The sequence below is a fragment of the Sagittula sp. genome (assembly GCF_052825245.1).
Window position 1 is genome coordinate 174,815 of record NZ_JBRBWD010000007.1, and the last position, 25,522, is coordinate 200,336.

24 protein-coding genes and 1 tRNA gene are annotated in these 25,522 nt (G+C 67.7%); 14 read left to right on the forward strand and 11 right to left on the reverse strand.

All coding sequences use genetic code 11. The features are described from left to right. Window positions 1-9: 9 nt before the first annotated feature. Window positions 10-960 carry a 2-hydroxyacid dehydrogenase gene (locus ACU0DV_RS01930; RefSeq protein ID WP_446242028.1) on the forward strand — a complete coding sequence of 317 codons (951 nt, stop codon included), beginning with the start codon at window positions 10-12 and terminating at the stop codon, window positions 958-960. Between the two features lie 117 nt (window positions 961-1,077). On the opposite strand, the gene ACU0DV_RS01935 is transcribed toward ACU0DV_RS01930, so the two are convergent. The 3 genes from ACU0DV_RS01935 to ACU0DV_RS01945 all read right to left on the reverse strand — a co-directional run bounded on the left by ACU0DV_RS01935 (window position 1,078) and on the right by ACU0DV_RS01945 (window position 4,460). Further along, window positions 1,078-2,184, reverse strand: coding sequence for a hypothetical protein (locus ACU0DV_RS01935; RefSeq protein ID WP_446242027.1), 1,107 nt, complete (start codon window positions 2,182-2,184; stop codon window positions 1,078-1,080). A gap of 300 nt (window positions 2,185-2,484) precedes the next feature. Next, window positions 2,485-3,126 carry a response regulator transcription factor gene (locus ACU0DV_RS01940; protein ID WP_446242026.1) on the reverse strand — a complete coding sequence of 214 codons (642 nt, stop codon included), beginning with the start codon at window positions 3,124-3,126 and terminating at the stop codon, window positions 2,485-2,487. Next, complete coding sequence (locus ACU0DV_RS01945; protein WP_446242025.1) at window positions 3,123-4,460, reverse strand: HAMP domain-containing sensor histidine kinase; 1,338 nt, start codon at window positions 4,458-4,460, stop codon at window positions 3,123-3,125. Before ACU0DV_RS01945 ends, ACU0DV_RS01940 begins: the two co-directional genes overlap by 4 nt. Window positions 4,461-4,613: 153 nt before the next feature. On the opposite strand from ACU0DV_RS01945, the gene ACU0DV_RS01950 reads away from it, so the two are divergent. Genes ACU0DV_RS01950 through ACU0DV_RS01980 form a run of 7 tightly spaced genes read left to right on the forward strand, consistent with a single transcriptional unit; the run spans window position 4,614 to window position 10,535 of the window. Further along, window positions 4,614-5,591 (forward strand): AAA family ATPase, encoded by a 978-nt coding sequence (locus ACU0DV_RS01950; protein WP_446242024.1) that lies wholly within the window; start codon window positions 4,614-4,616, stop codon window positions 5,589-5,591. Further along, on the forward strand, window positions 5,588-6,442 hold the full coding sequence (locus tag ACU0DV_RS01955; protein WP_446242023.1) for a DUF58 domain-containing protein: 855 nt from the start codon (window positions 5,588-5,590) through the stop codon (window positions 6,440-6,442). Before ACU0DV_RS01950 ends, ACU0DV_RS01955 begins: the two co-directional genes overlap by 4 nt. Continuing rightward, window positions 6,439-6,807, forward strand: a complete 369-nt coding sequence (locus ACU0DV_RS01960) for a hypothetical protein (protein WP_446242022.1) — start codon at window positions 6,439-6,441, stop codon at window positions 6,805-6,807. The genes ACU0DV_RS01955 and ACU0DV_RS01960 overlap by 4 nt, the downstream gene beginning before the upstream one ends. After that, window positions 6,804-7,760, forward strand: a complete 957-nt coding sequence (locus tag ACU0DV_RS01965; protein WP_446242021.1) for a VWA domain-containing protein — start codon at window positions 6,804-6,806, stop codon at window positions 7,758-7,760. The genes ACU0DV_RS01960 and ACU0DV_RS01965 overlap by 4 nt, the downstream gene beginning before the upstream one ends. Continuing rightward, window positions 7,757-8,686 (forward strand): vWA domain-containing protein, encoded by a 930-nt coding sequence (locus ACU0DV_RS01970; protein WP_446242020.1) that lies wholly within the window; start codon window positions 7,757-7,759, stop codon window positions 8,684-8,686. Before ACU0DV_RS01965 ends, ACU0DV_RS01970 begins: the two co-directional genes overlap by 4 nt. Then, complete coding sequence (locus ACU0DV_RS01975) at window positions 8,683-9,330, forward strand: hypothetical protein (protein ID WP_446242019.1); 648 nt, start codon at window positions 8,683-8,685, stop codon at window positions 9,328-9,330. The genes ACU0DV_RS01970 and ACU0DV_RS01975 overlap by 4 nt, the downstream gene beginning before the upstream one ends. Next, the gene (locus ACU0DV_RS01980) at window positions 9,324-10,535 is read left to right on the forward strand and encodes a hypothetical protein (protein ID WP_446242018.1); all 1,212 of its coding nucleotides are present in this window, start codon (window positions 9,324-9,326) and stop codon (window positions 10,533-10,535) included. The genes ACU0DV_RS01975 and ACU0DV_RS01980 overlap by 7 nt, the downstream gene beginning before the upstream one ends. A 90-nt stretch (window positions 10,536-10,625) precedes the next feature. On the opposite strand, the gene ACU0DV_RS01985 is transcribed toward ACU0DV_RS01980, so the two are convergent. Beyond that, window positions 10,626-11,171, reverse strand: a complete 546-nt coding sequence (locus ACU0DV_RS01985) for a YaeQ family protein (protein WP_446242017.1) — start codon at window positions 11,169-11,171, stop codon at window positions 10,626-10,628. Window positions 11,172-11,584: 413 nt separating this feature from the next. On the opposite strand from ACU0DV_RS01985, the gene ACU0DV_RS01990 reads away from it, so the two are divergent. Continuing rightward, a complete protein-coding gene (locus ACU0DV_RS01990) occupies window positions 11,585-12,982 on the forward strand; it encodes an NAD-dependent succinate-semialdehyde dehydrogenase (protein ID WP_446242016.1) in 1,398 nt (465 codons plus the stop codon). Window positions 12,983-13,162: 180 nt separating this feature from the next. Here the strand turns inward: ACU0DV_RS01990 and ACU0DV_RS01995 are convergent, their stop codons facing one another. The 3 genes from ACU0DV_RS01995 to ACU0DV_RS02005 all read right to left on the reverse strand — a co-directional run bounded on the left by ACU0DV_RS01995 (window position 13,163) and on the right by ACU0DV_RS02005 (window position 16,531). Further along, window positions 13,163-14,782, reverse strand: a complete 1,620-nt coding sequence (locus ACU0DV_RS01995) for an FAD/NAD(P)-binding protein (RefSeq protein WP_446242015.1) — start codon at window positions 14,780-14,782, stop codon at window positions 13,163-13,165. Window positions 14,783-15,128: 346 nt separating this feature from the next. Continuing rightward, a tRNA-Ser gene (locus ACU0DV_RS02000) sits at window positions 15,129-15,218 on the reverse strand. Between the two features lie 317 nt (window positions 15,219-15,535). After that, window positions 15,536-16,531, reverse strand: a complete 996-nt coding sequence (locus tag ACU0DV_RS02005; RefSeq protein WP_446242014.1) for an SLAC1 anion channel family protein — start codon at window positions 16,529-16,531, stop codon at window positions 15,536-15,538. A gap of 241 nt (window positions 16,532-16,772) precedes the next feature. Here ACU0DV_RS02005 and ACU0DV_RS02010 point away from each other — a divergent pair, with 241 nt between their 5' ends. From ACU0DV_RS02010 to ACU0DV_RS02025, 4 genes are all read left to right on the forward strand, one after another. Continuing rightward, the gene (locus ACU0DV_RS02010) at window positions 16,773-17,507 is read left to right on the forward strand and encodes a PIG-L deacetylase family protein (protein ID WP_446242013.1); all 735 of its coding nucleotides are present in this window, start codon (window positions 16,773-16,775) and stop codon (window positions 17,505-17,507) included. A gap of 17 nt (window positions 17,508-17,524) precedes the next feature. After that, a complete protein-coding gene (locus ACU0DV_RS02015; RefSeq protein WP_446242012.1) occupies window positions 17,525-18,493 on the forward strand; it encodes a VOC family protein in 969 nt (322 codons plus the stop codon). A gap of 93 nt (window positions 18,494-18,586) precedes the next feature. After that, window positions 18,587-19,258: a 4-carboxy-4-hydroxy-2-oxoadipate aldolase/oxaloacetate decarboxylase gene (locus ACU0DV_RS02020; RefSeq protein ID WP_446242011.1), complete on the forward strand. Its 672-nt coding sequence runs from the start codon at window positions 18,587-18,589 to the stop codon at window positions 19,256-19,258. 37 nt (window positions 19,259-19,295) lie between these two features. Beyond that, window positions 19,296-20,369, forward strand: coding sequence for a 4-oxalomesaconate tautomerase (locus ACU0DV_RS02025; protein WP_446242010.1), 1,074 nt, complete (start codon window positions 19,296-19,298; stop codon window positions 20,367-20,369). A 55-nt stretch (window positions 20,370-20,424) separates the two neighbouring features. On the opposite strand, the gene ACU0DV_RS02030 is transcribed toward ACU0DV_RS02025, so the two are convergent. The 4 genes from ACU0DV_RS02030 to ACU0DV_RS02045 are packed head-to-tail and all read right to left on the reverse strand — an operon-like array spanning window position 20,425 to window position 24,420. Then, a complete protein-coding gene (locus ACU0DV_RS02030) occupies window positions 20,425-21,345 on the reverse strand; it encodes a hypothetical protein (protein ID WP_446242009.1) in 921 nt (306 codons plus the stop codon). Window positions 21,346-21,400: 55 nt separating this feature from the next. Next, window positions 21,401-22,669: a hypothetical protein gene (locus ACU0DV_RS02035; protein WP_446242008.1), complete on the reverse strand. Its 1,269-nt coding sequence runs from the start codon at window positions 22,667-22,669 to the stop codon at window positions 21,401-21,403. Beyond that, on the reverse strand, window positions 22,662-22,940 hold the full coding sequence (locus tag ACU0DV_RS02040) for a hypothetical protein (protein ID WP_446242007.1): 279 nt from the start codon (window positions 22,938-22,940) through the stop codon (window positions 22,662-22,664). Before ACU0DV_RS02040 ends, ACU0DV_RS02035 begins: the two co-directional genes overlap by 8 nt. Before the next feature lie 58 nt (window positions 22,941-22,998). Then, window positions 22,999-24,420, reverse strand: a complete 1,422-nt coding sequence (locus ACU0DV_RS02045) for an aminotransferase (protein ID WP_446273468.1) — start codon at window positions 24,418-24,420, stop codon at window positions 22,999-23,001. Window positions 24,421-24,950: 530 nt separating this feature from the next. Here ACU0DV_RS02045 and ACU0DV_RS02050 point away from each other — a divergent pair. Then, the gene (locus tag ACU0DV_RS02050) at window positions 24,951-25,511 is read left to right on the forward strand and encodes a helix-turn-helix domain-containing protein (protein ID WP_283982787.1); all 561 of its coding nucleotides are present in this window, start codon (window positions 24,951-24,953) and stop codon (window positions 25,509-25,511) included. Window positions 25,512-25,522: the final 11 nt, after the last annotated feature.

Genomic DNA, 25,522 nt, shown 5'->3' on the forward strand with positions numbered 1-25,522 from the left:
AAGACCGATATGACCATGACCAAACCCGATCTTCTCCTTGTTGCGAACCTCACGCCGCGCGTGGTCGACCAGCTCGACCAGGATTTCACCCTGCACCGCTATTGCGACGCAGAGGACAAGGCGGCCTTCCTTGCCGCCTTGCCTGACGGCGTCCGCTTCATCGCCACCGGCGGCGGCACGGGCTGTTCGCGCGAAATCATCGAGGCGCTGCCAGACCTGGAGATCATCTCCTCCTTCGGGGTGGGTTACGATGCGGTCGACGTCGAGGCGGCGAAGGAGCACGGCGTCCGCGTGACCAACACGCCGGACGTGCTGAACGACTGCGTGGCGGAGGTGACGCTTGCCCTGATGCTGGCGCTGGCGCACCGGGTGCCCGACAGCCACGAATACGTCCGCGCAGGCCGGTGGGAGAGCGAGGGCGCCATGCCCCTGACCGCCGAGCTGACCGGCGCGACGGTGGGGATCATCGGGCTGGGGCGGATCGGCAAGGCCATCGCCCGGCTGGCGCAGGCCTTCTCCATGCGCGTCGTCTATCACGGCCGGTCCGAACAGGCGCACCAGCCCTACCAGTATTACGCCGACCCGGTCTCCATGGCGCGGGATGTCGACTGGCTGGTGGTGATCGCCCCCAGCACGCCGCAGACGCGCGGCATCGTCAGCGCCGAGGTGCTGGAGGCACTGGGCTCCGACGGGCGGCTGGTGAACGTCGCCCGCGGCGATCTGGTGGACGAAGAGGCGCTGATCGACGCGCTGTCGAAGGGCACCATCGCGGGTGCGGCGCTCGACGTCTTTGCGCAGGAACCGCATGTGCCGGAGGCGCTCCGGACACAGGAGAACGTCGTCTTGCTGCCGCACATCGGCAGCGCCACGCACAAGACCCGCGCGGCGATGGGCGACCTCGTGGTGAAGAACCTGCGCGCCCACCTGCGCGGAGAGCCGGTCCTGACGCCGGTGGTCTGACGACGGGCGGGGCTGGCAGGACGGCCACCTCCGCCGACAAGAAAACAGCCGCCGGTCACCCGGCGGCTGCTTCATTTCCGGTTGCGTCCGCACCGTACGGGTGCGGCGACGCATGGTTTACAGCACGGCCCGCGCGATGCGGATCATCTGAAGAAGCTCGTATTCCGAGTCGTTCAACTGCACGAGCTGACCGTTCACCACGGCATAGTTCTCGTCCGCGCCAAGCTGCGGCAGGCGGTAGAGGTTGATGAGTTCCTCCTGAGTCAAAGCCGCCGTCGGTGCGATCGGCACTCCGTTCAGCAGGTCGGCCGCCTGTGCCGTCTGGTTGACCAGCAGCAGCGAGGTGTAGTCCTCTTCGCCGAGCAGCACGGGCAGGCCGTCGATCAGGGCGTACCGCTGGCCGTCCGGTGCGGGCGCGAGGTTGAAGAGCTGGGCGATCTGGTCCGACTGCAAGAGCAGCAGGTCCGGGTCCGGGTCGACGTCCACACCGCGACCAAGCCATTCGTCGCGGCGCTCAAGCCAGATTTCCTCGTAGCGGTCGCGGTCGTAGGACACCCATTCGTCATAGGTCACGCCCTTCTTGGCGAGGCCCGGCGGCACGCACGGCGGATCCTTCTTGGCCAGCCCCGGCGGGCAGTTGGTGTAGGTGATGAGTTCGTCGTCGGTCACGTCGGACCAGAGAAGCTGCGGTGTCGCAAGGACCAGCGCGGTGGCACCGATGACGCGGGTCATGTCACGGCCTGCGGGCGCCGGGGTGGAGACTATGCGCTTCACCACTTCCTCACGCTCGGCGGCGGTGTAGGCCTTGCGACCCTTGCCTGCCTTGCCGTTGCCGTTCGCAGCCTGCGCGACACCGTTTCCGTTGTTCTTCGGGCCGCCGGCATTCTCCGGCTTGCCCTTGCCGTTTCCATTGCCCTTGTTGCCCTGGGCGTTGCCCTTGCCGGGCTTGTCCTTGCCCTTGCCGTTGTCGGCCTGGGCGTTTCCGTTGCCCGGGTTACCCTTCCCGGCATTGCCGTTGCCGTTGCCCTTTTTCAGCAACTTGGCGTTGCCGCCACCATTGCCTTTGCCGTTACCGTTGCCCTGCGGTCCTTTGGCGAGCCAGACCTGCTCGCCCTGGGCGACGGTGAAACCTCCGGCGCCGCCCTTTGCATGGATCGGGGCCGCGGAAAGGGAGGTTGTCGTCAAAGCAAGCGCCACGGCGCTGCCGATCAAGAACTTGTTCATGTCAGAAGCCTTTCATTTAGTAAGTGAACGCGTCAATCATGCTTGGCGTTCCCCTCCGCCGCGGGCATAGGCGGAGCGCCTCCTATCCGGTGTCTGGTCGGCCCCGAAAGCGGCATGAGAGACTGCCGAGAAAGGCGCGAATCCCGGCATTTGTGGTTGAGGTCCGATCGGCCCCAAGGCGCGCGATGATCGACGTTTACTGCAGGATTATCACGTCCCGGTCATGCGACATGCCAACCCGCCTGACAGCCACAAAAATGGCGCCCCCACACATGGCAGTAACACGATTGCCGGGATATCTCAGACCGCTTGCAGCAGCCCTGTCTCCAGCGCGAACCAGACCAGCTGGGTGTCCGTCTCCATGCCCAGTATGCTCTTGATCTGGTAATGGTTGTTGCGGACGGTCTTCTGGCTGATCGACAGTTCCCCGGCGATGCGCTCGGCTGACCATCCCCGGGCCAGGAGGCAGAGGATCTCTGTCTGGCGCGGGCTGAGATCGGTGAGCCCGGTCCCCACGCCGGAGATGCGGTCGCGGGCGATGGCCTCGATCACGTCAGGCGAGATCACCGTCTGCCCGCGCAGCGCGCCGAAGATCGCCTCGATCAGCACCTTGGGATCGCTGCTTTTCGTGATGTAGCTGGTGGCGCCCGCCTTGATGGCCTTCAGCGCGAAGGCGGCGCTGAGGTGCATGGTGAAGACCACGATGCGCGCGGTGTCGTCGTACTGGCGGATGTGGCGGATCGCCTCGATCCCGCTGGCCCCGGGCAGGGTCACGTCCATGACCACGACGTCGGGGCGCAGGTCGCGGAAGGCCGCATAGGCAGAGCGGGCGTCCTCCGCCTCGCCCACGATCTTCAGCCCCGGCTGCAGGTCGATCAGGCGGCGGTAGCCCTCGCGCACGACCGGGTGGTCGTCGATGATGATGACGCTGTAGTCCTTCATGCCGCGCAGCGCCCCCGTGTGTCCGGGAGGGTCACGCGGATCCGCACACCGCTGCCCGTATCCTCGAGCCGCAGCGTGCCTCCCATCGCCTCCGTCCTCTCCGACATACCGATCAACCCGTGGCCAGGCGCGCGCCCGTCGATACCGCCGCCGCCGTCGTCCGCCACCGTCAGGACGATGGCGTCACCGCTGGAGTGCAGCGCGACCGCCACGTGGGACGGCGCGCCGTGCCGCATGGCATTCGTGACGCATTCCTGCACGATCCGGTAGAGGTCCAGCGCCACGGCGCCGCTCAGGCCGTCCTCGTCCAGCGTGCTGTCCAGCGTCAGCCGTGCCCCGCTTTGCGCCTGCCATCCCCCCAGCATGCCGCGCAGGCTGGCGATCAGGCCTACCTCGTCGAGGTCCGGCGGCCGAAGCCGTGCAAAGGCGCCGCGCAGGCAGGTCATCATGGCGCGGATGTTGGCGCCGATGGCATCGGCATCGCGGGCGAGCGCCGGGTTCGATGGGGGCGCGGCAAGGCTGATGGAGGCGGCCAGCGCCGCGGTCGCCGTCAGCATCTGGCCGAACTCGTCGTGCAGGTCGCGGGCAAGTTGCCGCCGCTCCACATCCTCGACCTCGATCAGCCGGCGGGTCAGGAGGCGCCGCGCTTCGGTGCCGGTCTTCAGCTGCTGCGCGAGGCGGTTGACCGCTTCGGCGATCTTGCGGAACTCCGGCGCGCCGGAGGGGGGCACGCGGGTGTCGAGGTCACCGGCGCTCAGGCGATCCAGTCCGCGGACGATCGGACCGACGGGTTCCAGCCGGGAATAGATCGCCAGCGTACCAAGGCACAGCACACCCGCCGCCATCCCAAGCGTCTGCCAGAGCGCCAGCTTCACCCGCTGCCACGCCAGCGTCGCGGCGGCCACCGGATCGAAGGTCACCTCGATCCCGAAGACGCTGTCCTGCGAGGCGCTGCCATTGCCCTTCGCCGGTTCGATCGCGCCGAAGATGCGCGTGACGGTCTTGCGGAACCGATCCGGCGCGACCGGCCCGAACATCTGCCAGCTCGAACAGAGCCGCCGCTCCGAGATCAGACGCTGTTCGAACCGGATGCAGGTGCCCGGAGCCATCAGCCCCAGTAGCTTGATCGACGTCATCTCGGCATAGAGCGGATCGCCTGCGCGCGGCTCCATGTGGTAGTTGCGTTCGAGGACGTAGCCCGCGCGCGTCAGGGTGTTGCGGGTTGCACGGTCGGCGGCGTCGTAGGCGCCCGCCGCGGCAAACCCTATGGTGATCACCCCGGCCAGCAGGGTCACCAGCCAGAGCGTCAGAACCAGCCGCAGCCTCAGACTCATGGTGTGTCCTCCCCGATCTCCCCGTTCCCGAGGATCGGGCAATCGTGCCGTCTTGTCGCGGGCAAATTGCCCGACATTCCCGGATTTCGCCGGAAAAGCTTTGTCCTTCCGCGGGTTCGTGCCTTCCTGCGCCGGCACCTATGGGAGGAGCGCATGGAAGATCTGGCACCTGCAGGCACGCTGACGGATGCGGCGCGGCGGCTGACGCAGCGCATGGAATCCGGGCTGATCGGACAGTCGACGCTGGTCGAACGGCTGGTGATCTGCCTGCTGACCGGCGGTCACATCCTGATCGAGGGGCCGCCGGGGCTGGCCAAGACGCGCTCTGTCCGGCGGCTGTCCGATGCGGTGGAGGGCAGCTTCGCCCGCATCCAGTGCACCCCCGACCTGATGCCCTCCGACGTGACGGGCACGCAGGCGTGGCGGCAGGAAACCAGCGAGATGGTCTTTCTCCCCGGGCCGGTCTTCCAGTCGCTCGTGCTGGTGGACGAGATCAACCGCGCCCCGCCCAAGGTGCAGTCCGCGCTGCTCGAGGCCATGGCGGAGGGGCAGGTGACCAGCGGCGGCATCGCGCGCGCGCTGCCGGAGCCCTTCATGGTCGTGGCGACGCAGAACCCGCTCGAACAGGAAGGCACCTTCCCCCTGCCGGAGGCGCAGCTCGACCGGTTCCTGTTCCACGTCCTGCTCGACCTGCCGGACGAGGACACCGAACTGGCGATCCTCGATCTGGTCGAGGGGGAGTTGCGCGCGCCCGCCGGGCAGGCGGTGTCCTGCCTCGACCTTCAGACGCTTGCCGCGATGAAGGCGGAGGTGGCGCAGGTGCACCTGTCCACGGCGCTCCGGCGCTACATCGTGGGGCTGGTGATGGCGACACGAACGGGCACGGATGGCCTCTCGGTCACCGACCGCATCCAGCACGCGGTCAGCCCGCGCGGAACCCTGTGGCTGGCCGCCGCGGCGCGGGCGCGGGCCTGGCTGAACGGGCGCGACTACGCGGTGCCCGAGGACGTGACGGCGCTGGCGCCGGACGTACTGTGCCACCGCATGGCACCGACATGGCGCGCCCGCGCCGCGGGCGAGACCTCGCGCGGTATCATGGCAGAGATCCTGAACGTGGTGAAGCCGCTGTGAGGGACGTGGCGGCCAAGGGGGCGGGATCGGGCGCGGTGCTGTCGCTGGAACGGCTGGTGGCGCTGGCGGGTCAGGTCGGCCCGGCGCCCGTGGCGGGCCTGTCGCACGGGCGGGTCGCGGGCCTGTCCGGTCCGCGCCGGGGCGAGGGCGGCGACCTCTACGATCTGCGGCCATTCATCGACGGGGACGACCCGCGCCTTGTCGACCCCGCCGCCAGCGCGCGCAGCGGACGCCCGCAGCTCCGCCGCCGCCACGAGGAGGTCGAGCGCAGCCTGCTGCTGGTCGTCGACTTCCGCGCGCCGATGTTCTGGGGCACGCGGGGGCGGTTCCGCTCCGTCGCCGCGGCGGAGGCGGCGGTGCTCGAAGGATGGGCCTGCGTACTGGCCGGGGGCCGGGTCGGTCTGGCGATCCTGCGCGACGACGGTATCGACCGGCTGCCCGCCCGTCCGAGGGAAGCCGCAATGCTGGAAATTGCCGGGGTCCTGGCCCGTACGCACGCGGCGACGATGGGTGCTCACCCCGAAGAGGTGGCGCCGCTGTCCGACGGACTGATCGAGATCGCCGCACGTGTACCCTCCGGCGCGGCGGTCTTGCTGGCCACTGGGATGGACACGCCCGGCGAAGACTTTGCCGACATCGCCACGGACCTGATGCGCCGCAACCGCTTCGAGATCCTGCTGGTGCAGGATGCGGTGGAAACGGCGCCGCCTCCGGGCCGGTTCACCGCGCGCATCGGCGACATCCTGTCCCGCGGATGCTTCAGCGCGTCGCCCACGGCGGCGGTCCTGTCGGAGCGCGGGATAGCGGCCCGGATCGTCCGGGCCGAGGCGGACGAGGTCCTGCCGGCATGACACCCGAAGAGCTTGTCTCCCGTCTGGCTCCGGTACGTGTCCCGGCGGACTTCGCCCGTTTCGGGCTGCAGGACGCGCTTGTCGCCGTTGCGCTGGGTCTGCTGGCGGGCGTCGTCCTTTCCGTGCTGCTGCGTGCGCTGACGGCGCCACGTGCCCGCACCGTGGAAGACGTGCGCGCCCGGATCGCAGACCTGACGCACCTGCCGCCGCAGGCGCGCGTGGCCGGGCTTGCCGGGCTTTTGCGGGACATGGGCGGGACCGTGCCATCCGCGATGAGCAACGCTCTTTACGACCCGAATGCCACAACCGATCCCGCGCCGCTGGAAGAAGCCGTTCTGGCCGCCGCCCGGAGGGCCCGCCGATGACCCTCGCTGCCCCGTGGCTGCTGATCCTGCTGCCTTTGCCGCTCGTGCTGTTGCGCCTGCTGCCGCCGCGGCGTGTGGGGGGCGGGGCGCTCTATCTTCCGCCAGCCATCGCTGCGGCGTTCCAGACCGCCGAAGCCGCGCCGGTGCGCCGCCATGCCCGGCTGATCGCGCTGGGTGTGGCGTGGATCGCTCTGGTCGCCGCGCTGGCGGGTCCGCGGCAGGAGCGGGTCCTCGACATCGTCCCCGCCTCCGGACGCGATATCGTGCTGGCGCTGGACCTCTCGGGGTCGATGGAACGCGAGGATTTCTCGATGAACGGGCAGACCGTGTCACGGCTGGCGGCGGTGCAGGGGGTCGCCGCGGATTTCGTCCGGGGCCGCGCAGGGGACCGGGTGGGGCTCGTCGTGTTCGGAGACCGGGCCTACGTCGCGGCTTCGCCGACGCATGACGTCACTTCGGTGGCGCAGGTGATCGACGGGTTGCAGATCGGGGTCTCGGGCAAGGCCACCGCGATTGCCGACGGTCTGGGCCTCGCCATCCGCCGCCTGCGTGAGCGCGACGCGAGGAGCCGGGTGATCCTGCTGCTGTCAGACGGGCAGGACACGACGGGGATGGTCGACCCGGTGGCCGCGGCGCAGGCGGCGCGGGACCTCGGGATGCGGGTCTATACCATAGCTTTGGGGCCGGCCGACCTGGCGGACGATCCGAAAGCGCGCGATGCCGTGGACGCCGAAACCCTGCGCCGTATCGCGGAGGCCGCGGGCGGCGAGACCTTCCGCGTCCGCACCACCGACGATCTGCAGGCCGTGACCGCCGCCATCGATCAACTGGAGCCGAGCCTTGCGGCCATGCCGCCGGTGCGAACGTGGCGGTCATATTGGCCGTGGCTGGCCGCCTTGGCGGCGTTGTGCCTCGGGGTCGCCATGTTCCTCCAGGCGAGGGAAACGGCGTGACCGGGCCGGAGTTCATCCTGCTTCGTCCTCTGTGGCTGATCGGTCTGCCGCTGGCGCTGGTCGCCGGTGTGCTGATCGCGCGCCGCGCGGATGGGATTGCCGCGTGGCGCGCCGTGGTCGACGCCGACCTGCTGGACGCCATGCGCGGGCGCGGCTGGGTTTCTGCCCCCCGCGTCGGCGCCGACCCCTGGCTTTTGGCGATCGCCGTGGCGTTAATCTGCGCCGGGCTGGCGGGACCGGCCAGCCGCGACAGCCAAGCGCCCGTGCTGCGCAACACCAACACGCTGATGATCCTGCTCGACCTGTCGCCGTCTGTGACCGAGGGCGGCGGCTTCGACGATGCGCAGGCTGCCCTTGCCCGCCTTGTCGACCTCGAAGGCGACCGGCCCACCGGCCTGATCGTCTATGCGGGAGAGAGCTTCCTTGCCAGCGTTCCTGCCGAGGATCCCGGTGTCGTCCGGGGCCTGATCGCGGTGGCCGACAGCGCGACGATGCCCGTGGGCGGCAGCCGCCCCGACCGCGCGCTGATCATGGCGAGGGGCGCCCTGCAGGACGCCGGGGCCATGGCGCCCGATGTGGTCATCGTCTCGGACGGCGGCGGCATGGGGCCGGAGGCCGTGGACATCGCCCGCCAGATGGCGGCCGAGCGTGTGCGCGTGTCTGGCATCTTCGTCCCGCAGGACGCGGCTCCCTACGGCATGCCCGCCGCTGCCCCCGAAACGCTCGCCGCAGTTGCAGAGGCGGGCGGGGGCCGGATGGTCGAGGCGACCGAGCTGAGCGCGCTCGGCACCCTTTTGCCCGACCGGCGCGACCCGCAACGCGATGTTCCCGACCTGCGCGCCCTGCAATACCGCGATCTCGGGCCGTGGCTGGCCGCGCTGGCGCTGGTTCCGCTGGCGCTCCTGTTCCGGCGGCGGCAGACATGAGGCTGCGCTACGCGACAGCCGCGGCCATCGCCTGCGCCCTCGCTGCCGGTCCCGGGGCCTGGGGCAAGCTCGCGTGGCGGGCAGGGTTTCCGGCGCTGGCGGTCCCGGCCATCGGCGACCCCGAGGCCCAGGCCGCCGTGCTCTATGACGCCGGACGTTTCGCGGAGGCCGATGCGGCCTTTGCAGCCATTGGGCGCAGTGCCACCTACGACCGGGGGCTGACGCTGGCGGCGACCGGGGACTACGCGCTGTCGGTGGCCTATTTCGACGCGGTGCTGTTCGGCGACCGCTACGATGCCGAGGCGCGCCACAACCGCGACACGGTGAACGCCCTGGTGCCCCCGGTCATCGGCGAGGCCATGGGGCACGGGCGGATCGAGGCGATGCTGGCGGAGGCCGGCGTCGGCACCGCGCCCTTCGATCCCGACGCACCGGACCAGTCGATCCTGAAACGCGCGGTCGATCCGCAGCGCGAGTCCAACAGGCGCCCGGTCGAAAGCGAACGCACGGCGGCCGCCGATGGCGCCTGGCTCGACACGCTCGAAGATGCCCCCGGCGCCTACCTCAAGGCCCGGCTCGCCGCCGAGATGGACCGCCGCGTGACCGAGGGCGAGGCCCACGAGGAGGAGGCCGAGAGATGGTGAGATGGCTGTTCCTGTTGCTGCTGACTGCCTTGCCCGCCTTTGCCCAGGATCGCGACGCGCCCCGGCTCGAACTGATCCTCGATCCGCGCGACACCGCCCCGTTTGAGGGTGAGATGGTCCTTGCCACCCTGCGCGGCACCTACCGGCAGAGCATCACCCGCGAAGAGGTGAAGCTGCGCCCAATGAGCGATTTCGACTGGGTGCGGCTCGGGATGGACCGATGGACCGACGAGCGCGTCGACGGGCTGACGGCGCGGGTGTTCGAGCGGCGGATCGCCTTCTACCCGCGCAGGGCGGGCGCGCTGGAGATACTGCCGATCACCCATGCTTTGCAGGTCCTCGGCGCGGATGGCGGGCGCCAGGACATCCTCGTCCGGTCAGAGCCCGTCACCCTCACGGTGCAGCCGAAACCTTCCGGTGTCGGGGATGATTGGCTGCCGCTCCGCACGCTCGAGGTGTCGGACAGCTGGGATGTCGATCCGGCGCAGCTGGCGGACGGGCAGGGGGCCACGCGCCGCGTCGTGCTGCGCGCCTTCGGCGCCACGCCGGAGATGATGCCCCCGCAGCCGACCCTCAGGCAGCCGTGGCTCATCAGCTTCACCCCGCCGGAGGAGCGCAACTTCCAGGTCACGCCGGAAGGGCCGGTGTCCACGGTCGTCTGGACATGGAAGTTGCGGCCCGTCACGGGTGAACCGGGGGTCATTCCGGCGATCAGCCTGCCGTGGTTCGATACCGGCGAGCGGACAGCGCGGTCGGCGACGATCCCCGCGTCGCCCATCGGGTACGCCAGCTTCAGCGCACATGCTGCGTCCGGCTGGCAACCCATCGGGTCACCGGGCTGGGCCTTCTGGGGACTGGCGGGCCTCGCAGCCGTGGCCACCGCTGCGGTCACATCAAGGCACCGCGCCCCGGCACGCGACATGTTCCGAAGGGTGCGCCGCCGGTGGCGCAGGCGGGTGCTGTTGTCGAGATTGCGCCGCCTCGTTCGCGCGGGAGAGACCGCAGCCGCCCGCAAGCTGGCCTCACGCCTGCTGGAGGACTTTTCGGCCCTTGGCGAAACCGAACGCCTGGCCTGCCTCATGCCCGCCGACAAGGCGCTCTTCGGGGCCGCCGGGTATGCGCCGCCGCTCCGTGCCCTGACAGAGAACGTCGTCTCAGGGATGACGGAGAGGCGGTCGTGCGAAGAGCGGGTTCCGACCACATAGCCCCTGCGATTGGGCCGGCTCGGAACGTCGTGGTGGCGGGGTGGAAGCCGCGCCAGCATCCAATGCCTGTCCGGCGCAGGCAATGCCCCGTTACGAAGCGCTCTTCCAAGTCACCGGGGTGATGTAGGCGATCTGGTCGTCGACGCTGACCATCACCTCGCCATCCTGGATGTTGACCTGGATCTTCATCGCCCGGCTGGCAAGCGCGGCCAGGGCCTTGGCTTCGGCTTCCGGGAAGGCCGTGACCTCGAGGTTGTCGAAGCGCGTGGTGCTGCCCTTGACCTTGTCCCACCAGATCTCTGCCGCGCGGCCGCCGTAGGGATAGACGACCATCCTGCCCGACTTGTTGCAGGACTGGCGGATCACCTTCTCGCTCGGCAGGCCGAGCGCCACCCAGAGGTCGATCTCGCCGCTCAGGCTCTTCTGCCAGATGTCCGGCTCATCATCTGTCGAGAGCCCCTTGGTCATCTCGAGGTGCTCATGCGCATTCAGCGCGAAGGCGACAAGGCGGAGCATCAGCCGTTCATCCGTCTCGGATGGATGGCGGGCAATGGTCAGCTTGTGGGTCTCGTAGTAGTGGCGGTCCATGTCCGACACGGACAGCTCGACTTTGTAGATGGTGGCGTTCAGCGCCATGATACCAGTGTCCCGGGTCCGTGAAGATTGGCGATGCCTACCCCGTGCCGGGGGGAATGGAAAGCACGCGGGTGGCAGCGCCTTGTGGGAGGATGCGTTGAGGGCGCCTTCTGGAACCGCTCAGCCGAAGGTGGCGGTGAAGGTCTCTGCGTACCTGCCTTCCGTCTCGGCCGGCGCGGGAGATTCACGCTCCGGACAAGCATGTCGTCGGGAATGACCTCGCGGGACAGGAGGCTGGTCGTTTCGCCGATGAACGTGTCCCGCGGCCATTTCCTCGAACCGCTCCCGTCTCGCACACCCGGCATCACGTCTGCGTCAAAACCCCGGGGTGCCCGGACGTAAGGCCGGTTCGGGGAGGAACGACGGCCTTCGGGACACGTTTTCTTTCCGAAGCTTATGCGAAAGGACACGAGATGAAAGACTCCCACAGCCCGGAGCGCACACTCACCACCACCAACCCGGCGACGGAAGAGGTCATCGAGACCTACCAGATGATGAGCAACGACGAGATGGTCGCGGCGCTGGAAGCCTGCCACGAGTCCTTCACGGACTGGCGGCTCAAGTCTCACAAGGAGCGCGCCGAGGTTCTGAAGGCCATCGGCCAGAAGCTGCGCGACCGGAAGGAAGAGTTCGCCAAGCTGATGACCCGCGAGATGGGCAAGCGCCTGACGGACAGCCACGACGAGATCGACCTCTGTGCGGCGATCTGCGACTGGACTGCCGAGAACGGCCCAGACGTGCTGGCCGACGAGGAACGCAGCCTGCAGGACGGCCGCAGGGGCATCATCACCAAGGCGCCCATCGGCGTGATTTATGGCATCCAGCCGTGGAACTTCCCGGCGTACCAGGCGGTGCGCTACACCATCGCGAACCTGATGGCCGGCAACGGCGTGCTGCTGAAACACGCCGAGATCTGCACCGGATCGGGCCTGATGCTGCGCGACATCTTCGAAGAGGCGGGCCTGCCCAAGAACCTCTTCACGGTGATGCTGATCGACCACGACCAGTCGGACGAGCTCATCGGACACAAGCTGGTGCGCGGTGTGACGATGACAGGCAGCGCCAAGTCCGGCAGCATCATCGCCGCAAAGGCCGGTGAGCACCTGAAAAAGACCGTGATGGAACTGGGGTCCAACGACGCCTACCTGGTGCTGGAAGACGCCGACATCGACCTCGCGGTGAAGACCTGTGTCGCGGGCCGGATCTACAACAACGGCCAGACCTGCGTGAACGCCAAGCGCTTTGTCGTCACGGACAAGGTCTATGACGCCTTTGTCGACGCCTACGTGAAGGCCATGGCCGACGTGACCTTGGGCGAGCCCACCGCTGAGGACACCGACCTTGGCCCGATGGCCCGCAAGGACCTGCGCGAGACGCTGCACGACCAGGTGGAGAAAAGCGTGGCCAAGGGCGCGAGGATCGCAGCAGGCGGCAAACTGCCTGAAGGCAAGGGATACTACTACCCGGCCACGGTGCTGACCGATGTCGAGCCTGGCCAGCCCGCTTATGACGAGGAGCTGTTCGGCCCGGTCGCCTCCGTGATCCGTGCGAAGGACGACGAGGACGCCATGCGGATTGCAAACGACAGCCGTTTCGGCCTCGGCGGCGGGATCTTCAGCCGTGACGAGGACCGTGCGCTGGAGCTTGCAAAGACGCGGTTCGACACCGGGATGGTGTTCATCAACCAGTTCAACCTCGCCACGCCCGAGATGCCCTTCGGCGGCGTCAAGGACAGCGGCTACGGCCGCGAGCACGGCGGCTTCGGCATGACGGAGTTCATCAATGCCAAGGCCGTGACCCTGCCGGGTTAAGGCGATGCGGGGGCCGGTTCGGCCCCCGCTTTTCGAATGCACAGTCGCATGGATGGGGCAGCCGCGACGCCCACGAAGATATTGCCCCCTTTTTTGCCTTCCGAACATCGGTGACGGCTGTCGCCTCTGACAGGCGGCGCATGTCCGGCGCGTACAGCCCTCGGCTTTCAATGGCGGGGATCAGACCGATGCCACGATACGTCGCGCCGCCATGTGGCCAAGATCGCGGGCGCGTTCCAGACCTTGCACAAAGGGATCGGTCGGCAGCAGAACCGGGATGGAGACGCAGGTGAGCGTGCCTTGACAGTCCTCAGGCAAAGTGACCGCGCAGGACACGGGGTCGAACGACAGACCGGATGCCTGCGCCGCGAGGCCGGGGAAGAGCGATACCAGATCCGCCGACTGCTGCCCGCGCGCGTCGATCACTCCGGCGACCTGCAATTTGCCCGACGCATACGTGATCTCTACACCCCGGCCATGGTCGGCCATATGGTAGTCCGCGTTCAGGCGCACCACGTCCAGCACCCCGGCTTCATGCAGGGCCATCATCCGCCGGACAGAGCGATGCGGGACCGAGGCATAACAATCGGTGAAGATCGGTGTCAGTTCCCGGTTCAGCCGCTCCCGGTCCGCTTCCGTCATGTGGGGGATGACTTCTTCCAGCACCTCGTGCGCCCTGAGCAGGGCCATGCGCCAGGGATCGGCCCTGTGCAGGCCACGGTCCGCCTCGGCGATCCCGAGGTCGAGCCGTGTGGCTTCCCAAGTATCCATGGCCATGCGATCGGCGAAGAAACGCTCTGCCAGACCGTCGAGGCAGAACAGTTGCAGCCTCTTTGCCAGCGCGCTGTCGATACTCTCCAGATCCCTGACCAGCAGCTCATGGCAGCGGTCCAGAAGCCCGTCGGCGCCAGCCGAAATGGCACGTTGCGCCGACATGCCGGACAGATGCACCAGCTCGGGCAGCGGCAGTGTGTAGTACCAGTCCGCGGGCGGCAGCAGTCCCTTGCGGGACATCATCGTCAGGTGGAACCCCTCTGCCGGGCCATTCGCCTCCCAGCGCGCGGCGCTCCCGTCCTCGACGAACCGGCCGTGAAACCCGGCCAGCGCCACCGCCGCATCTATCGCCGTCAGCGAAGTGCCGAGGATCGCGACGCTCTCCCCGATGAACCGCCGAAGATCTTCGACGGGCCAGGGCCTTTGCATCCGGATGCCCAGATCGGTAACGTCGCTTCGCCAGTGGTGGCCGGTTGCCAGCACCACATGATCGAAGGTTGCACTGTCGCGTCCGGACGGCGACTCCCAGTCTATCTCGATCTGCCGCTCCGGCCTGATATCCAGAACCCTGTGCCGCGCCCGCAAGGTCACCGCGTGGCCCTTCGACCGCGCCCGCGCCACGAGGCCTGCCAGTTGCGCGGTGAAATAGCGGCCGAGCACCACGCGCGGATAGAATGCGTCCGGCCCGATCTCGGCACGTTCGATCCCCATGGCCTGCAACGCCTCTGCGTCGCACCGGGCGAGCCAGTCGTGCAGCGGCTCCAGCAGCGGCGGCAGTTCCCGTCCGCCGATGTTCGCCAGCATCTGCGGATGGTTGATGCCTTCGCGGTACGGCATGCCCGGTCCCGCATGGCCGTCCTTCTCGAAGACATGGATATCGAAGGGCACGACGTGCTCCGACAGGACCTGCAGCGCATAGAGCGTCGTTGGCCCGCCACCCACGAGTGCGACGCTCGGGCGCCTTGCCGGCACGACCGGGACGGCATGCGCGGAGCGCAACGCCTGAAGCGGAGGAACATGGGTCATCGGAGGCTTTCTCGAAGGGCGGTTTCGCGATCCATTCGTCTCAACCATGACGACAACCGGATCAGCGCGGATTGGTTCCATGGCTCTTGGGAACAGGCTCGCCGACGGCAAGTTGCCGCCGCCCGCAAGGAACCGTCTGGTCTGCTTGCTGACAGCCATAAGGTGCGAAACGTGGGTTTTCCGGTTGGCCTCCTTGGCTCTTAGCGGAGCGCAGACGAACGACGGCTTCAAGATTCAATTACGCGTCTGGAGTAGAGCGTTCGGCGATCAAGACACTAGCGCACCGACGAAAAAGATTCGCCAAAGTACCAAGAAGCCCCTGAATTAAAGGGGGAATTTGTGTGGGTGGCGGAGACGAAGGGATTCGAACCCTCGAGACGGTTTCCCGCCTACTCCCTTAGCAGGGGAGCGCCTTCGACCACTCGGCCACGTCTCCGCCGACCCGTTTAGAGGTCCCGGGAAGGGGAAACAAGGGCTTTTTGTCTGTCTTTGGTCAGGTTCCAATTGATGCCTTAACGGTGGGGCGCCTGGGCCGTCATGCAACGGGAAAACTCCCTGGAAGCGTGGGCAAAGATGGCCCTTTGCATTTCCTCGATGGTGCGAAGCTGGCTGCCCGTCTGCATATCGGCAGTGTTTTCTTCTGACGCCACGACCAAGGCGCGCGAGAGGAACGTGGTCAAAGGCATCAAGTGTACAAGCACTGGGGGGACTGCAACTTGCCGCCTCCTTCATGTGCACCCGAGAGCGGAAGGCTCATTCCGGCAGGCAGATTTCGGCGCGGGAGATGGCCTTGATGGTGCGGAACACGAGGGCGGCAACCACCACCAGAAGCACGCACAGCAACGCTGTACCGGCCCGGTCATGCACGACCGAGCCGCTCAGGTCGGCGTAGCGCATGGTGGCGAGGGTCAGCGCGGCGACGGGGAAGCTCAGCGCCCAGAAGGACAGGGCGAAGGGTATGCGCAGCACGCCTTTCACCTGTATCAGGGCAATGGCGGCGAACCAGAGGGCGGCGTTGTAGAGGACCCGGGCGAAGGCATCGAGCACGCCTCCGTTCAATTGCAGCCAGGCGAGGAAGCCGACCGCCGGAGGTGCGATCAGGATGACCAGCGTCGGCAGCAGGCGGCCGGGCAACGGGTCGTGGAAGGTCAGCCGGTTCATGACCAGCGTCAGGAGCAGGAGCCAGAAGATCACACCGACCGAGAAGAACATCCAGGAAATCTCGGGGAAGCCCATGGGCACGCCCGCAACCGGCACCACCACGTTGCCCACCGCCGGGATGAACCAGGCCGGAGAGATGTGCATCGGCTGGAAGGGACGGCGGCCGATCCAGCCCGATATGACCGCCAGCGTCAGCGCGCCCTGAAGTGCCACGCCCGGCAGCCAGAGGGCGAGGGCCGCGGCCGGGGCCTCGGGGCGCAGGGCGGTTGCCATCAGCAGCAGGGAAATGGAAATGGCCGGGAAGAAGGCGAGCTTGACAGGGTGGTGCCACTCTTCGCCGACGGCGCCGGGATGGCGCAGGGCTTTCAGCGCATAAGCGAGGGACACGCCGATGAAGACCGCGATGGTCAGGGCGAGAGCGGCGCGGCTGGCCATGTGACCCCAGCCGAAGCGCGTCTCGGCAAGGTGCAGGGACAGCGCGACACCGGCGAGGCCCATGACACTGGCGAAGAAGGTCACGGGCAGGTTCTCGAGCCGTGTGCTGTTATGGGGCGTATCGTGCAGCTGTGGTGTGGCGTTGTCCGTCATGATCCGTCTCCCGAATATGCATTTTGCATTTGGAATATATTTCGGCGCGGCGCGTTGACGTGGATCAAGAGGCGTCCCGGGATCAGCTTTGCAAGGACGCCGCGCCTGCCGGGCCGTTCCCGCCATTCAGGTGCATTGCCAAGACGCGTGCGTTCGGGCGGCGGCTGGATTAGCGTGACTCGCGGAGAGGAGCGTCGGGACGGCACGGCTGGACCAGCGCCCGGAGCGTAGGAGATACCGGATGGCGGGACACAGGACGGCGCTGGTCGTTTCGGCGCATGCCGCGGATTTTGTCTGGCGCTGCGGGGGTGCCATCGCGCTGCATGCCGCGCAGGGCGTCGAGGTCACGGTGCTGTGCCTGTCTTTCGGGGAGCGCGGCGAAAGTGCCAAGCTTTGGAAGCAGGAGGGGATGACCCTCGACAGGGTGAAGGCGGTGCGCCGGATGGAGGCAGAGGCCGCGGCAGACGCGCTGGGGGTACATGATCTCGTCTGCCTCGACCTCGGGGACTACCCGCTCGACCTGTCGAAAGACAACAAGATGAAGATCGTCGACGTGATCCGCCGCGTGCAGCCGTCCTTCATGCTGAGCCATTCGCAATACGATCCGTACAACACCGATCACATGAACACGACGCAGGCGGTCCTGGAATGCCGGATGATCGCGCAGGCCTGGGGCCACGATCCGGGCGCAAAGGTTCTGGGAGCGCCGCAGCTTTACCTGTTCGAGCCGCACCAGACTGAGCAGATGGGCTGGAAACCGGACACCTTCCTCGACATCACGCCGGTCTGGGACAGAAAGCGCGCCGCCATCGAGTGCATGGAGGGGCAGGAACATCTGTGGGCCTACTACACGCGGGTCGCCGAGCAGCGGGCCAACCACTTCAAGCGCAACTCCGGCGGCCAGTCTGGCGGGCGGGACTGCCGCTATGCCGAAGGGTTCCAGAGCATCTTCCCGCGCTGCGTGGACAGCCTGTGACAGGAGAGACGCCCGCCATGACCATCACGCAGCCGGTGTTCGATGTTGCCCACCTAGGCCACGTCGAGATGCTGACCGACAGGTACGAGGAGAGCCTCGACTTCTTCACCCGGGTCTACGGGCTGAAGCTGTCGGGTGTGGACGCAACTTCCGCCTACCTCCGGGCATGGGACGACTACGAATTCCACTCGCTGAAACTGACCCGGGCGGAGACGACCGGCGTCGGCCATATCGGCTATCGCTGTGCCTCGCCGGAGGCGCTGGCGCGGAGGGTCGCGGCAATCGAGGCGTCCGGTTACAGGACGCAGGGCTGGGTCGAGGGCGACATGGGCCACGGGTCCGCCTTCCGCTTCGAAGATCCGTTCGGCCATGTCTTCGAGCTCTACTACGAGACGCGGCGCTACGTCCCGACGGATGACGCCGACCGTCCGGTGCTGAAGAACACCGCCAGTGCCTTCACCGGGGCCGCGCCGCGCCGCATCGACCACGTGAACCTGCTGGCCGCGGACGTGGCCGCCTTCAGGGACTTCATGCAGACCTGTCTGGGCGCCCGGGTGACGGAGTACATCCAGCTCGACAACGGCCGGATCGGCGGATGCTGGTTCACGGTGAACAACAAGACCTACGACCTTGCCTGCACGGAAGAGCACGGCGGCGGCGACGGGCGCCTGCACCACGTGACCTACGCCACCGACCAGCGGGAGGACATCCTGCGCGCCGCCGACGTCTTCCTGCAGAACGGCGTCCACATCGAGACCGGGCCGCACAAGCACGCCATACAGGGGACGTTCTTCCTGTATGTCTGGGAACCTGCGGGCAACCGGGTGGAACTGGCCAATGCGGGCGCCCGACTGATCCTCGCCCCGGACTGGGAGCCGGTGAAGTGGACCGAAGCCGACCGCAGGAAGGGGCAGGCCTGGGGTTTGAAGACCATCGACACCTTCCACACCCACGGCACCCCGCCGGTGAAGCGACAGGGGCAGTGAAGGCGGAATACGACGGGACAGCAGGGAGCGGGTGTCGTTGACCGGCATTTGCAGGGCGCGCCGGGCCGCGATGCGATACGAAGGGAGACCGCGATGAACATTGTCAGACAGAATATCGAACGCGCCTCGGCCGAGGTGATCGCGGCGCTGGGGGCGGCGGGTGTCGCGACGGTGCACGAGGCGCAGGGCCGCAAGGGGTGTCTGCGTCCGTACATGCGGCCCATCTGGCCGGGCGCGCAGATCGCGGGCTCTGCCGTCACCATCAGCGCGCCGCCGGGCGACAACTGGATGCTGCACGTGGCCATCGAACAACTGCAGGAGGGGGACGTGCTGGTGCTGGCACCCACATCACCCTGCGACAACGGCTATTTCGGGGACCTGCTGGCGACCTCGGCCATGGCGCGCGGCTGCCGGGGCCTGGTGATCGAGGCGGGCGTGCGCGACGTGCGCGACCTGGCCGCCATGGGATTTCCGGTCTGGTCGAAGGCGGTCTCGGCCGAGGGCACGGTCAAGGAGACGCTCGGTTCGGTGAACGTGCCGATCGTCTGCGCGGGGCAGGCGATCGAGGCGGGGGACGTGATCGTCGCCGATGACGACGGTGTCTGCGTCGTGCCGCGTGCCTCGGCTCCGGACGTGCTCGAAAAGGCCCGCGCCCGCCTTGCGGCGGAGGAGGACAAGCGCGCGCGGCTGGCGGCGGGGGAATGCGGGCTCGACCTCTACGACATGCGGGGGCGGCTTGCGCAGAAGGGGCTGAAATACGTCTGATGGCCAGAGCATCGCGATCCGGGCCAACGGGGCCGGCATGAGGATGGACGAAAGCCGCGGCATTCCCTGCCTGTGGATGCGGGGCGGGACGTCGAAGGGGGCGTACTTCATGGCGAAGGACCTGCCGCACGGGGCGGCTGAGAGGGACGACCTGTTGCTGCGGATCATGGGGTCGCCGGACCCGGCCCAGATCGACGGCATCGGCGGGGGCGATCCGCTGACCTCCAAGGTCGCGGTCCTGTCGCCGTCATCGCGCGCGGATGCCGATGTCGACTACCTGTTCCTGCAGGTCTTCGTGGACCGGGCGGTGGTCAGCGACGCGCAGGGCTGCGGGAACATCCTTGCGGGTGTCGGACCGGCTGCCATCGAACGCGAACTGGTTGCCGTGGCGGGAGATGAGACACCGGTCCGCATCCGCATGGTCAACACCGGCGAGACGGCGACCGCATTCGTCTCGACGCCGGGAGGGCGGGTCAGCTACGCCGGAGAGGCGCAGATCGACGGCGTGCCGGGCAGGCACGCCCCGGTCCGGCTGATGTTCGGGGATGTGGCCGGGTCGATGTGCGGGCGCCTGCTGCCCACGGGCCGCGCCGTCGACCACATAGACGGTGTGGCCTGCACGCTGATCGACAACGGGATGCCCTGTGTGATCCTGCAGGCAGAGGCACTGGGGATCACGGGGGCCGAAACACGCGCGGAACTGGACGAAAACCAAGGCCTCAAGGCGCGGCTTGAGGCGATCCGGCTGAAGGCTGGCCCCATGATGAACCTCGGTGACGTGGCATCGAAGAGCGTGCCGAAGATGACGCTGGTGTCGCCCTCGGCTGCGGGGGCCACCATAGACACGCGGTCCTTCATTCCGCACCGCTGTCATGCAAGCATCGGGGTGTTCGCGGCCCAGACCGTGGCAACGGCCTGCATGATCGCAGGCACACCGGCTCAGGCCATTGCGCGCCCTGCACCGGATGGCAGGTTCCGCATCGGCCATCCGTCCGGCGTGACGGAGGTCCTGCTGCAAGGCTCGGTCGAGGACGGGTTCCGGGGCGGCTCCGTGAGGACGGCGCGGCTCCTGTTCGACGGGCGGGTGTTTCCGCGGCCGAGGCAGGAATGACGCGGCGGAGTGCGCCGGACGCACGGCCACGGACCCTCCCGGCTATGCGCGCCGATCAGACGGGCCGGCCCCGGATCGTGCAGACTTCGTGATATATCGCCGCGTCCGGGTCCGCCTCGATCAGCGCCTGGGCTTCGGTCGCGGAGATATGCGACTTGCCCCCGGCGTCGGTGTAGAAGGCGCAGGCAAAGTCCTTGTCGAACCCGGTGCCGCCAAGCGACCTTTCGAGCGCGACAAAGAAGGAGATGTCCGTCCCGGCGTGCTGCCTGACGATCTGGGCGTGCAGTTTTTCGGGACGATAGCCGTTGGCCGCGAAGAGGTCGAAAAGAACCGGCACGCCGATCCGTGCGCCGAAGTTCAGGATCACGTCGGCAGAGGGGGCGCAGGACCGCAGACGGCGAAGCAGCGCCTCGTTCAGACCAAGACCCACGGCATTGAAAGGGAAATCCTCGAAGGCGCTCCACGGATAGTAGTGGGCGATGTGGTCGTCCTCCTGCACGTCGGCGCCGTCGGGCAGGTCGGTCTTGCTGGCCTTGCGGAAGGCGCCGAAGCGCGGGTCGCCGGGATCGGCCACCTGCGGCAGACACCCGATGACCACATCCGCCTTCTGCACCTCGCTCAGGGCGGCGGGGGCGTCGATCAGGCTGACGGCGCCCTCGATGGGATGGAACCGATGGGCCTCCTGCGGGGCAAGGCTGCCGACGTTGCGTTCGGCCAGCGCCGCCATGCGCGGGTCGAGGTCGCTGCCCGCGACGCGCTTGGCACCGCACATCCGCAACAGGAAGGCCGCGTTGACGCCGGTGCCCATGCCCACCTCGTAGACGGTCCTGTCCTCGAGCCCGGCACGCTCCAGCGCGATCTGAAAGGTCTGCGTCCACGGGTCGGACGGGTCGAAGGCGTACTCCGGTGAATGCGGTGTGACGCCGGTGTCCGTTTCCGACACCTGACGGGCGCCGGACAAGTCTGTGTCGGTCATGGGCTTTTCCGTAGCTTCGTCGTGGTGCACGGGGCCGGGACGGCGCCGCGCCGGATCATTCGAGCAAGAGAACCGTGCGGGCCGCGCCGCGCAGGCAGTGGTCCGACCGCATGGAGGCGGCGTATCCCCCGGCGTTCAGCAGCACGATCACGTCGTCCTCTTCGGGGGCGGGCATCGCATGGTCGACGGCCCATTTGTCCAGGGCCTCGTTGACGTTGCCGACCACGGTGAACCGTCCTTCGGGCGCGCTGCGCGGCGCGGCGGGCACCGGCTCGCACGGCAGGCCGTAGAAGGCCGGCTCCATGGCGAGGTTGAACCCGGCGTCGAGGCCGAGGAACTCGACCTCCTTGCGGCGTTCGCGATAGGTCACGCGGGTCAACAGGACGCCCGCGTCCTTGATCAGGAAATCGCCCGGCTCCACAGCCACGGTGAAGTCGTAGCCGCCATACGCCTCAGCGATGGTCGCGGCCCAGCGGTTCAGGTCCAGCGGGGCGTCGCCCGAGCGATGCGGCACGCCGAGGCCGCCGCCGATGTTCACCTCGGTCAGGCCGGGCAGTCGGTCGATGAAGGCGCGGCTGGCGTCGAGCACCGCGGCGAACTGCTCCATCTCCCGGTCGAGATAGCCGCAGCCCGCGTGGAAATGCAGGCGGGTGATCTGCAGGCCGTGCTCCTCTGCGATGGCGATGGCCTCGGGCAGGCGGTCGAGGTAGATGCCGAACTTCGTCGCCTCGATCCCGCTGTATTGCAGCATGTCGCTGCCGCCGTAGCCGATGCCGCGATCCGGGTTGATGCGCAGGCCGACCTTTCGTCCCGGGCAGGCGCGCGCGTACTTCCGCAGGGCCGACAGGCTGTCGAAGTTCACGTTGATCGCGTCGAAGCGGGACAGGAAGGCGATGTCCTCCGTGCCGAGCGACGTTCCGGTGAAGGAGATGTCCTCTTCACGAAAGCCGCAGGACAAGGCATGCAGCAGCTCTTCCGGCGAGCAGATGTCGGCCCCGCACAGGTCCTGCGCCGCGAGGTAGGACAGATACTGCGGGGTGCGGTTGGCTTTGATCGCGTAGTAGAAGCGGTGGCCCAGACCGGCGGGCGCAAGGGCCGCGTCCATCGCCCGGTGCAGGCTGCGCAGCTTGTCGATCACCCGCGGCGCCCGGATCACGTAGGCGGGCGTGCCGGTCTTGCGGGCCAGCGCGTCAAGGTCTGCGGTCCCGAGGTGCAGGCGCCCGTGACGGTAGGCCAGGTCTTCGCGCTGCCACCACGGGGCAGGGGGCGCCGCCGTCTTCGTGGTTGCCCCGGTCGCGGGTGTCGCAACGGTGGTTTCAGACATGCGTCGCGCTCTGCTCGGGTCCTTTCGCGAAGACCGCGGCCACGAGGGCGAATTCGCGCAGGTCGGGCGAGGAGTAGAGCAGGCGGATGTCGGTGCTTTCGCCGGTCAGGCAGGCGGTCACGCGGTCGCTGTCGGTGAAATCGCCATCGACAAGCACGTCCAGCGGCAGCCCGCAGTCGCTGCGGCCGACAACGGCCTGCTTGATGCGGAGAACGGTCAGCGGAGCGGAGAGGCCACGGCAATCGATGAAGCTGGTCGGTTGTTGTGTCATGTGGTGTCCCTGATACGTTGTGCGGCACTGGCCGCGATGGAAATGAGGGGTGGTAGTCTCAGATGTCGCCTGCAGCGAGGTCGGCCTTCGCCTGTGCAAGGGCGTCCGACAGTGTCGCGATGATGCGGTCGATATCGGGCCGGTCGATGATCAGCGGCGGCGCCAGGATGCAGAGGTTCTCGTAGGGGCGCACCAACAGCCCGGCCTTCTGACAATAGGCGTCGACCTTCTGGGCAAGCGCGATGTTGGCGGCGTTGGGTCCGGCCTCCTCTCCGGTCCAGCATTCGACGCAGGCCATCAGGTGATCGCCGCGCACCGTGTAGACGATGGGATTGTCGCGCAGTTCGCGCAGTCGCTGGATGAAGTAGGGGCCGACGTCGCGCACGTGGCCGCAGATGTCCTCCTGCTCCATGATCTCGATGTTGGCGAGTGCCACGGCGCAGGCCACCGGGTGACCGGAATAGGTGAACCCGTTGGAAAAGACCGGCTTGTCCTTCGGCGCGGCCTCGGCCAGCGCGTCGGAAATCCGGTCGGAGATCAGCACGGCACCAAGCGGCTGGTAGCCGGAGGTCAGGCCCTTCGCGGTGATGATCATGTCGGGCTGGATGCCGAAGCGGGCCTCGGACGCAAAGAAGTGCCCCAGACGTCCGAAGCCGGTCACCACCTCGTCCGAGATATAGAGGATGTCGTGCTTCCGGCAGAGATCGAAGGTCGCCTTCTGGTAGCCCTCGGGCGGGGTCAGCACGCCGCCCGAGGCGAGGATCGGCTCCGCGATGAAACAGGCGATGTTGTCGGCGCCGATGCGGGCGATCATTGCCTCCATCTCGTCCAGAAGTTGCTGCAGCTTCTCCGCCCCGGACAGGTTGGACCGGTCCAGGTCGTGTCCCGGGCTCGACAGGTGGTGGACGAAGTCGGTCTCGTACTGGAAATGGGTGCGGTCGGCGTCCTTGCCGGAGAGCGACTGCGTCAGGTAGGTGCCGCCGTGGTAGGCGTTGATGCGCGACAGGACATGCCGCTTTTCGGGCCGTCCCTGTGCAGCGAAGTGGTAATGAGCGATGCGGATCGCCGACTCCACTGCCGTCGAGCCGCAGGTGGTGAAATGCACGCGGTTCAGGTCGCCGGGCGCAAGCTGCGAGAGCCGTTCGGCCAGCCGCGCGGCGGGTTCGCTCGAAAGATCGCCGAAGGGGGTGTAATAGGCCATGCGGCGGGCCTGGTCGGCCATTGCCTCCGCCAGTTCCTCGCGCCCATAGCCCAGCGTCATGCACCACATGCCGCCGATCGCGTCGAGGTAGGTCTTGCCTGAACTGTCGCGGACGCGCACGCCCTTGGCCTGGCTGATCACCAGTGAGGTCTGTTCGCCCAACCCGCTCAGATCGGCCCAGGGATGCAGGACGTGCCGTGCGTCGGCCTCGGAGGCCGTCTCTGCCGGTGTCGTCTCGGCGGTCTCCATTTCGGACGGTGAATGGGCCAGTGTCTCCATGGTGCGGTTTCGCCTCTCGTTGGGGCGCGCGAACGCCCTCTCGCCGGCCCTGCCGGACCGCCTCGTTCCATCGTCGGCCTTGAACGGCCTCTTCGCTGTGATGCGGTTCCGCAGGCGCGCGTTCGCGTCTTCGCTGCATTGCGCGGGCCGGGTGCCGAAAGGCGTGCCGCGCGTGTCACCGCTGCATGAGAGGCCTCTCATGTGCGGGATCAGTGTCCCGCGCGGGCCTTCCTGCCGTGCGTTCAGACTACCCGTCTGAGGCGAGAACTGAACCCGCCGCGCCAAGGTTTTTCGGCAAGCGGCCCGATTGGCCGCAATATCCACGCTCCTGCACGATCTTTAGGCAGGAATTGTCCCGTCGGCGCAGGTCAGGATACGCCGCGGGTCCATTTGCCTGTGTCTTTTTCCCGCATATGCCGAACTGCCGGGACCACGTTCCGCGCCGCCGCTTGCTGCGCGAACGCAGAGTTTGGTGAAACGGTGCAACTTCCCGATTGACGCATTTGTCAGATTTGGGAATTGTCCCGAATATGGGAATCGCGCTTCAATCCGACTCGGTCAGTCTCGCCTCGCACCTGAAGTCCATGCGGGTGGACCGCGGGATGACCCTGAACGATCTCGAAGCGCGGTCGGGCGTCAGCCGGGCCACGCTGTCGCGGATCGAAAACGCCGAGGCCAGCCCGACCGCCGAGACGCTGGGCAAGCTGGCCACCGCCTTTTCGGTTCCGATATCCCGGCTGATCGCGCCGCTCGACGATGTCTTCGTGCCGCTGGTCAAGGGAGAGATGCAGACGGTCTGGACGGACGCGGAGGCAGGCTTCACGCGCCGCGTCGTTTCTCCGCGCACCGGGGCGCTGAGTTTCGAGGTGATCGAAGGCACGTTGAAGCCGTCCGCGCGGATTTCCTATGACAGCCCGTCCGTGGCGGGGCAGGAGCATCACCTCGTCCTGCTCGAAGGGCGGCTGAGGCTGACGGTCGGGGGGGAGGCGCATGACCTGCGCCCCCGGGACTGCCTGCGCTACGCGCTCTACGGTGCGACGCTTTTCGAAGCCGGGGAAGACGGCGCCCGGTACATCCTCTGCATCAGATAGGACAGACGACC

What these genes read in the sequence shown, in the direction of transcription:
- ACU0DV_RS01930 (WP_446242028.1), top strand. Translation starts at nt 10, where the DNA reads ATGACCATGACCAAACCCGATCTTCTCCTTGTTGCGAACCTCACGCCG.
- ACU0DV_RS01935 (WP_446242027.1), bottom strand. Translation starts at nt 2,184, where the DNA reads ATGAACAAGTTCTTGATCGGCAGCGCCGTGGCGCTTGCTTTGACGACA.
- ACU0DV_RS01940 (WP_446242026.1), bottom strand. Translation starts at nt 3,126, where the DNA reads ATGAAGGACTACAGCGTCATCATCATCGACGACCACCCGGTCGTGCGC.
- ACU0DV_RS01945 (WP_446242025.1), bottom strand. Translation starts at nt 4,460, where the DNA reads ATGAGTCTGAGGCTGCGGCTGGTTCTGACGCTCTGGCTGGTGACCCTG.
- ACU0DV_RS01950 (WP_446242024.1), top strand. Translation starts at nt 4,614, where the DNA reads ATGGAAGATCTGGCACCTGCAGGCACGCTGACGGATGCGGCGCGGCGG.
- ACU0DV_RS01960 (WP_446242022.1), top strand. Translation starts at nt 6,439, where the DNA reads ATGACACCCGAAGAGCTTGTCTCCCGTCTGGCTCCGGTACGTGTCCCG.
- ACU0DV_RS01965 (WP_446242021.1), top strand. Translation starts at nt 6,804, where the DNA reads ATGACCCTCGCTGCCCCGTGGCTGCTGATCCTGCTGCCTTTGCCGCTC.
- ACU0DV_RS01975 (WP_446242019.1), top strand. Translation starts at nt 8,683, where the DNA reads ATGAGGCTGCGCTACGCGACAGCCGCGGCCATCGCCTGCGCCCTCGCT.
- ACU0DV_RS01980 (WP_446242018.1), top strand. Translation starts at nt 9,324, where the DNA reads ATGGTGAGATGGCTGTTCCTGTTGCTGCTGACTGCCTTGCCCGCCTTT.
- ACU0DV_RS01985 (WP_446242017.1), bottom strand. Translation starts at nt 11,171, where the DNA reads ATGGCGCTGAACGCCACCATCTACAAAGTCGAGCTGTCCGTGTCGGAC.
- ACU0DV_RS01990 (WP_446242016.1), top strand. Translation starts at nt 11,585, where the DNA reads ATGAAAGACTCCCACAGCCCGGAGCGCACACTCACCACCACCAACCCG.
- ACU0DV_RS01995 (WP_446242015.1), bottom strand. Translation starts at nt 14,782, where the DNA reads ATGACCCATGTTCCTCCGCTTCAGGCGTTGCGCTCCGCGCATGCCGTC.
- ACU0DV_RS02005 (WP_446242014.1), bottom strand. Translation starts at nt 16,531, where the DNA reads ATGACGGACAACGCCACACCACAGCTGCACGATACGCCCCATAACAGC.
- ACU0DV_RS02010 (WP_446242013.1), top strand. Translation starts at nt 16,773, where the DNA reads ATGGCGGGACACAGGACGGCGCTGGTCGTTTCGGCGCATGCCGCGGAT.
- ACU0DV_RS02015 (WP_446242012.1), top strand. Translation starts at nt 17,525, where the DNA reads ATGACCATCACGCAGCCGGTGTTCGATGTTGCCCACCTAGGCCACGTC.
- ACU0DV_RS02020 (WP_446242011.1), top strand. Translation starts at nt 18,587, where the DNA reads ATGAACATTGTCAGACAGAATATCGAACGCGCCTCGGCCGAGGTGATC.
- ACU0DV_RS02025 (WP_446242010.1), top strand. Translation starts at nt 19,296, where the DNA reads ATGAGGATGGACGAAAGCCGCGGCATTCCCTGCCTGTGGATGCGGGGC.
- ACU0DV_RS02030 (WP_446242009.1), bottom strand. Translation starts at nt 21,345, where the DNA reads ATGACCGACACAGACTTGTCCGGCGCCCGTCAGGTGTCGGAAACGGAC.
- ACU0DV_RS02035 (WP_446242008.1), bottom strand. Translation starts at nt 22,669, where the DNA reads ATGTCTGAAACCACCGTTGCGACACCCGCGACCGGGGCAACCACGAAG.
- ACU0DV_RS02040 (WP_446242007.1), bottom strand. Translation starts at nt 22,940, where the DNA reads ATGACACAACAACCGACCAGCTTCATCGATTGCCGTGGCCTCTCCGCT.
- ACU0DV_RS02045 (WP_446273468.1), bottom strand. Translation starts at nt 24,420, where the DNA reads ATGGAGACACTGGCCCATTCACCGTCCGAAATGGAGACCGCCGAGACG.
- ACU0DV_RS02050 (WP_283982787.1), top strand. Translation starts at nt 24,951, where the DNA reads ATGGGAATCGCGCTTCAATCCGACTCGGTCAGTCTCGCCTCGCACCTG.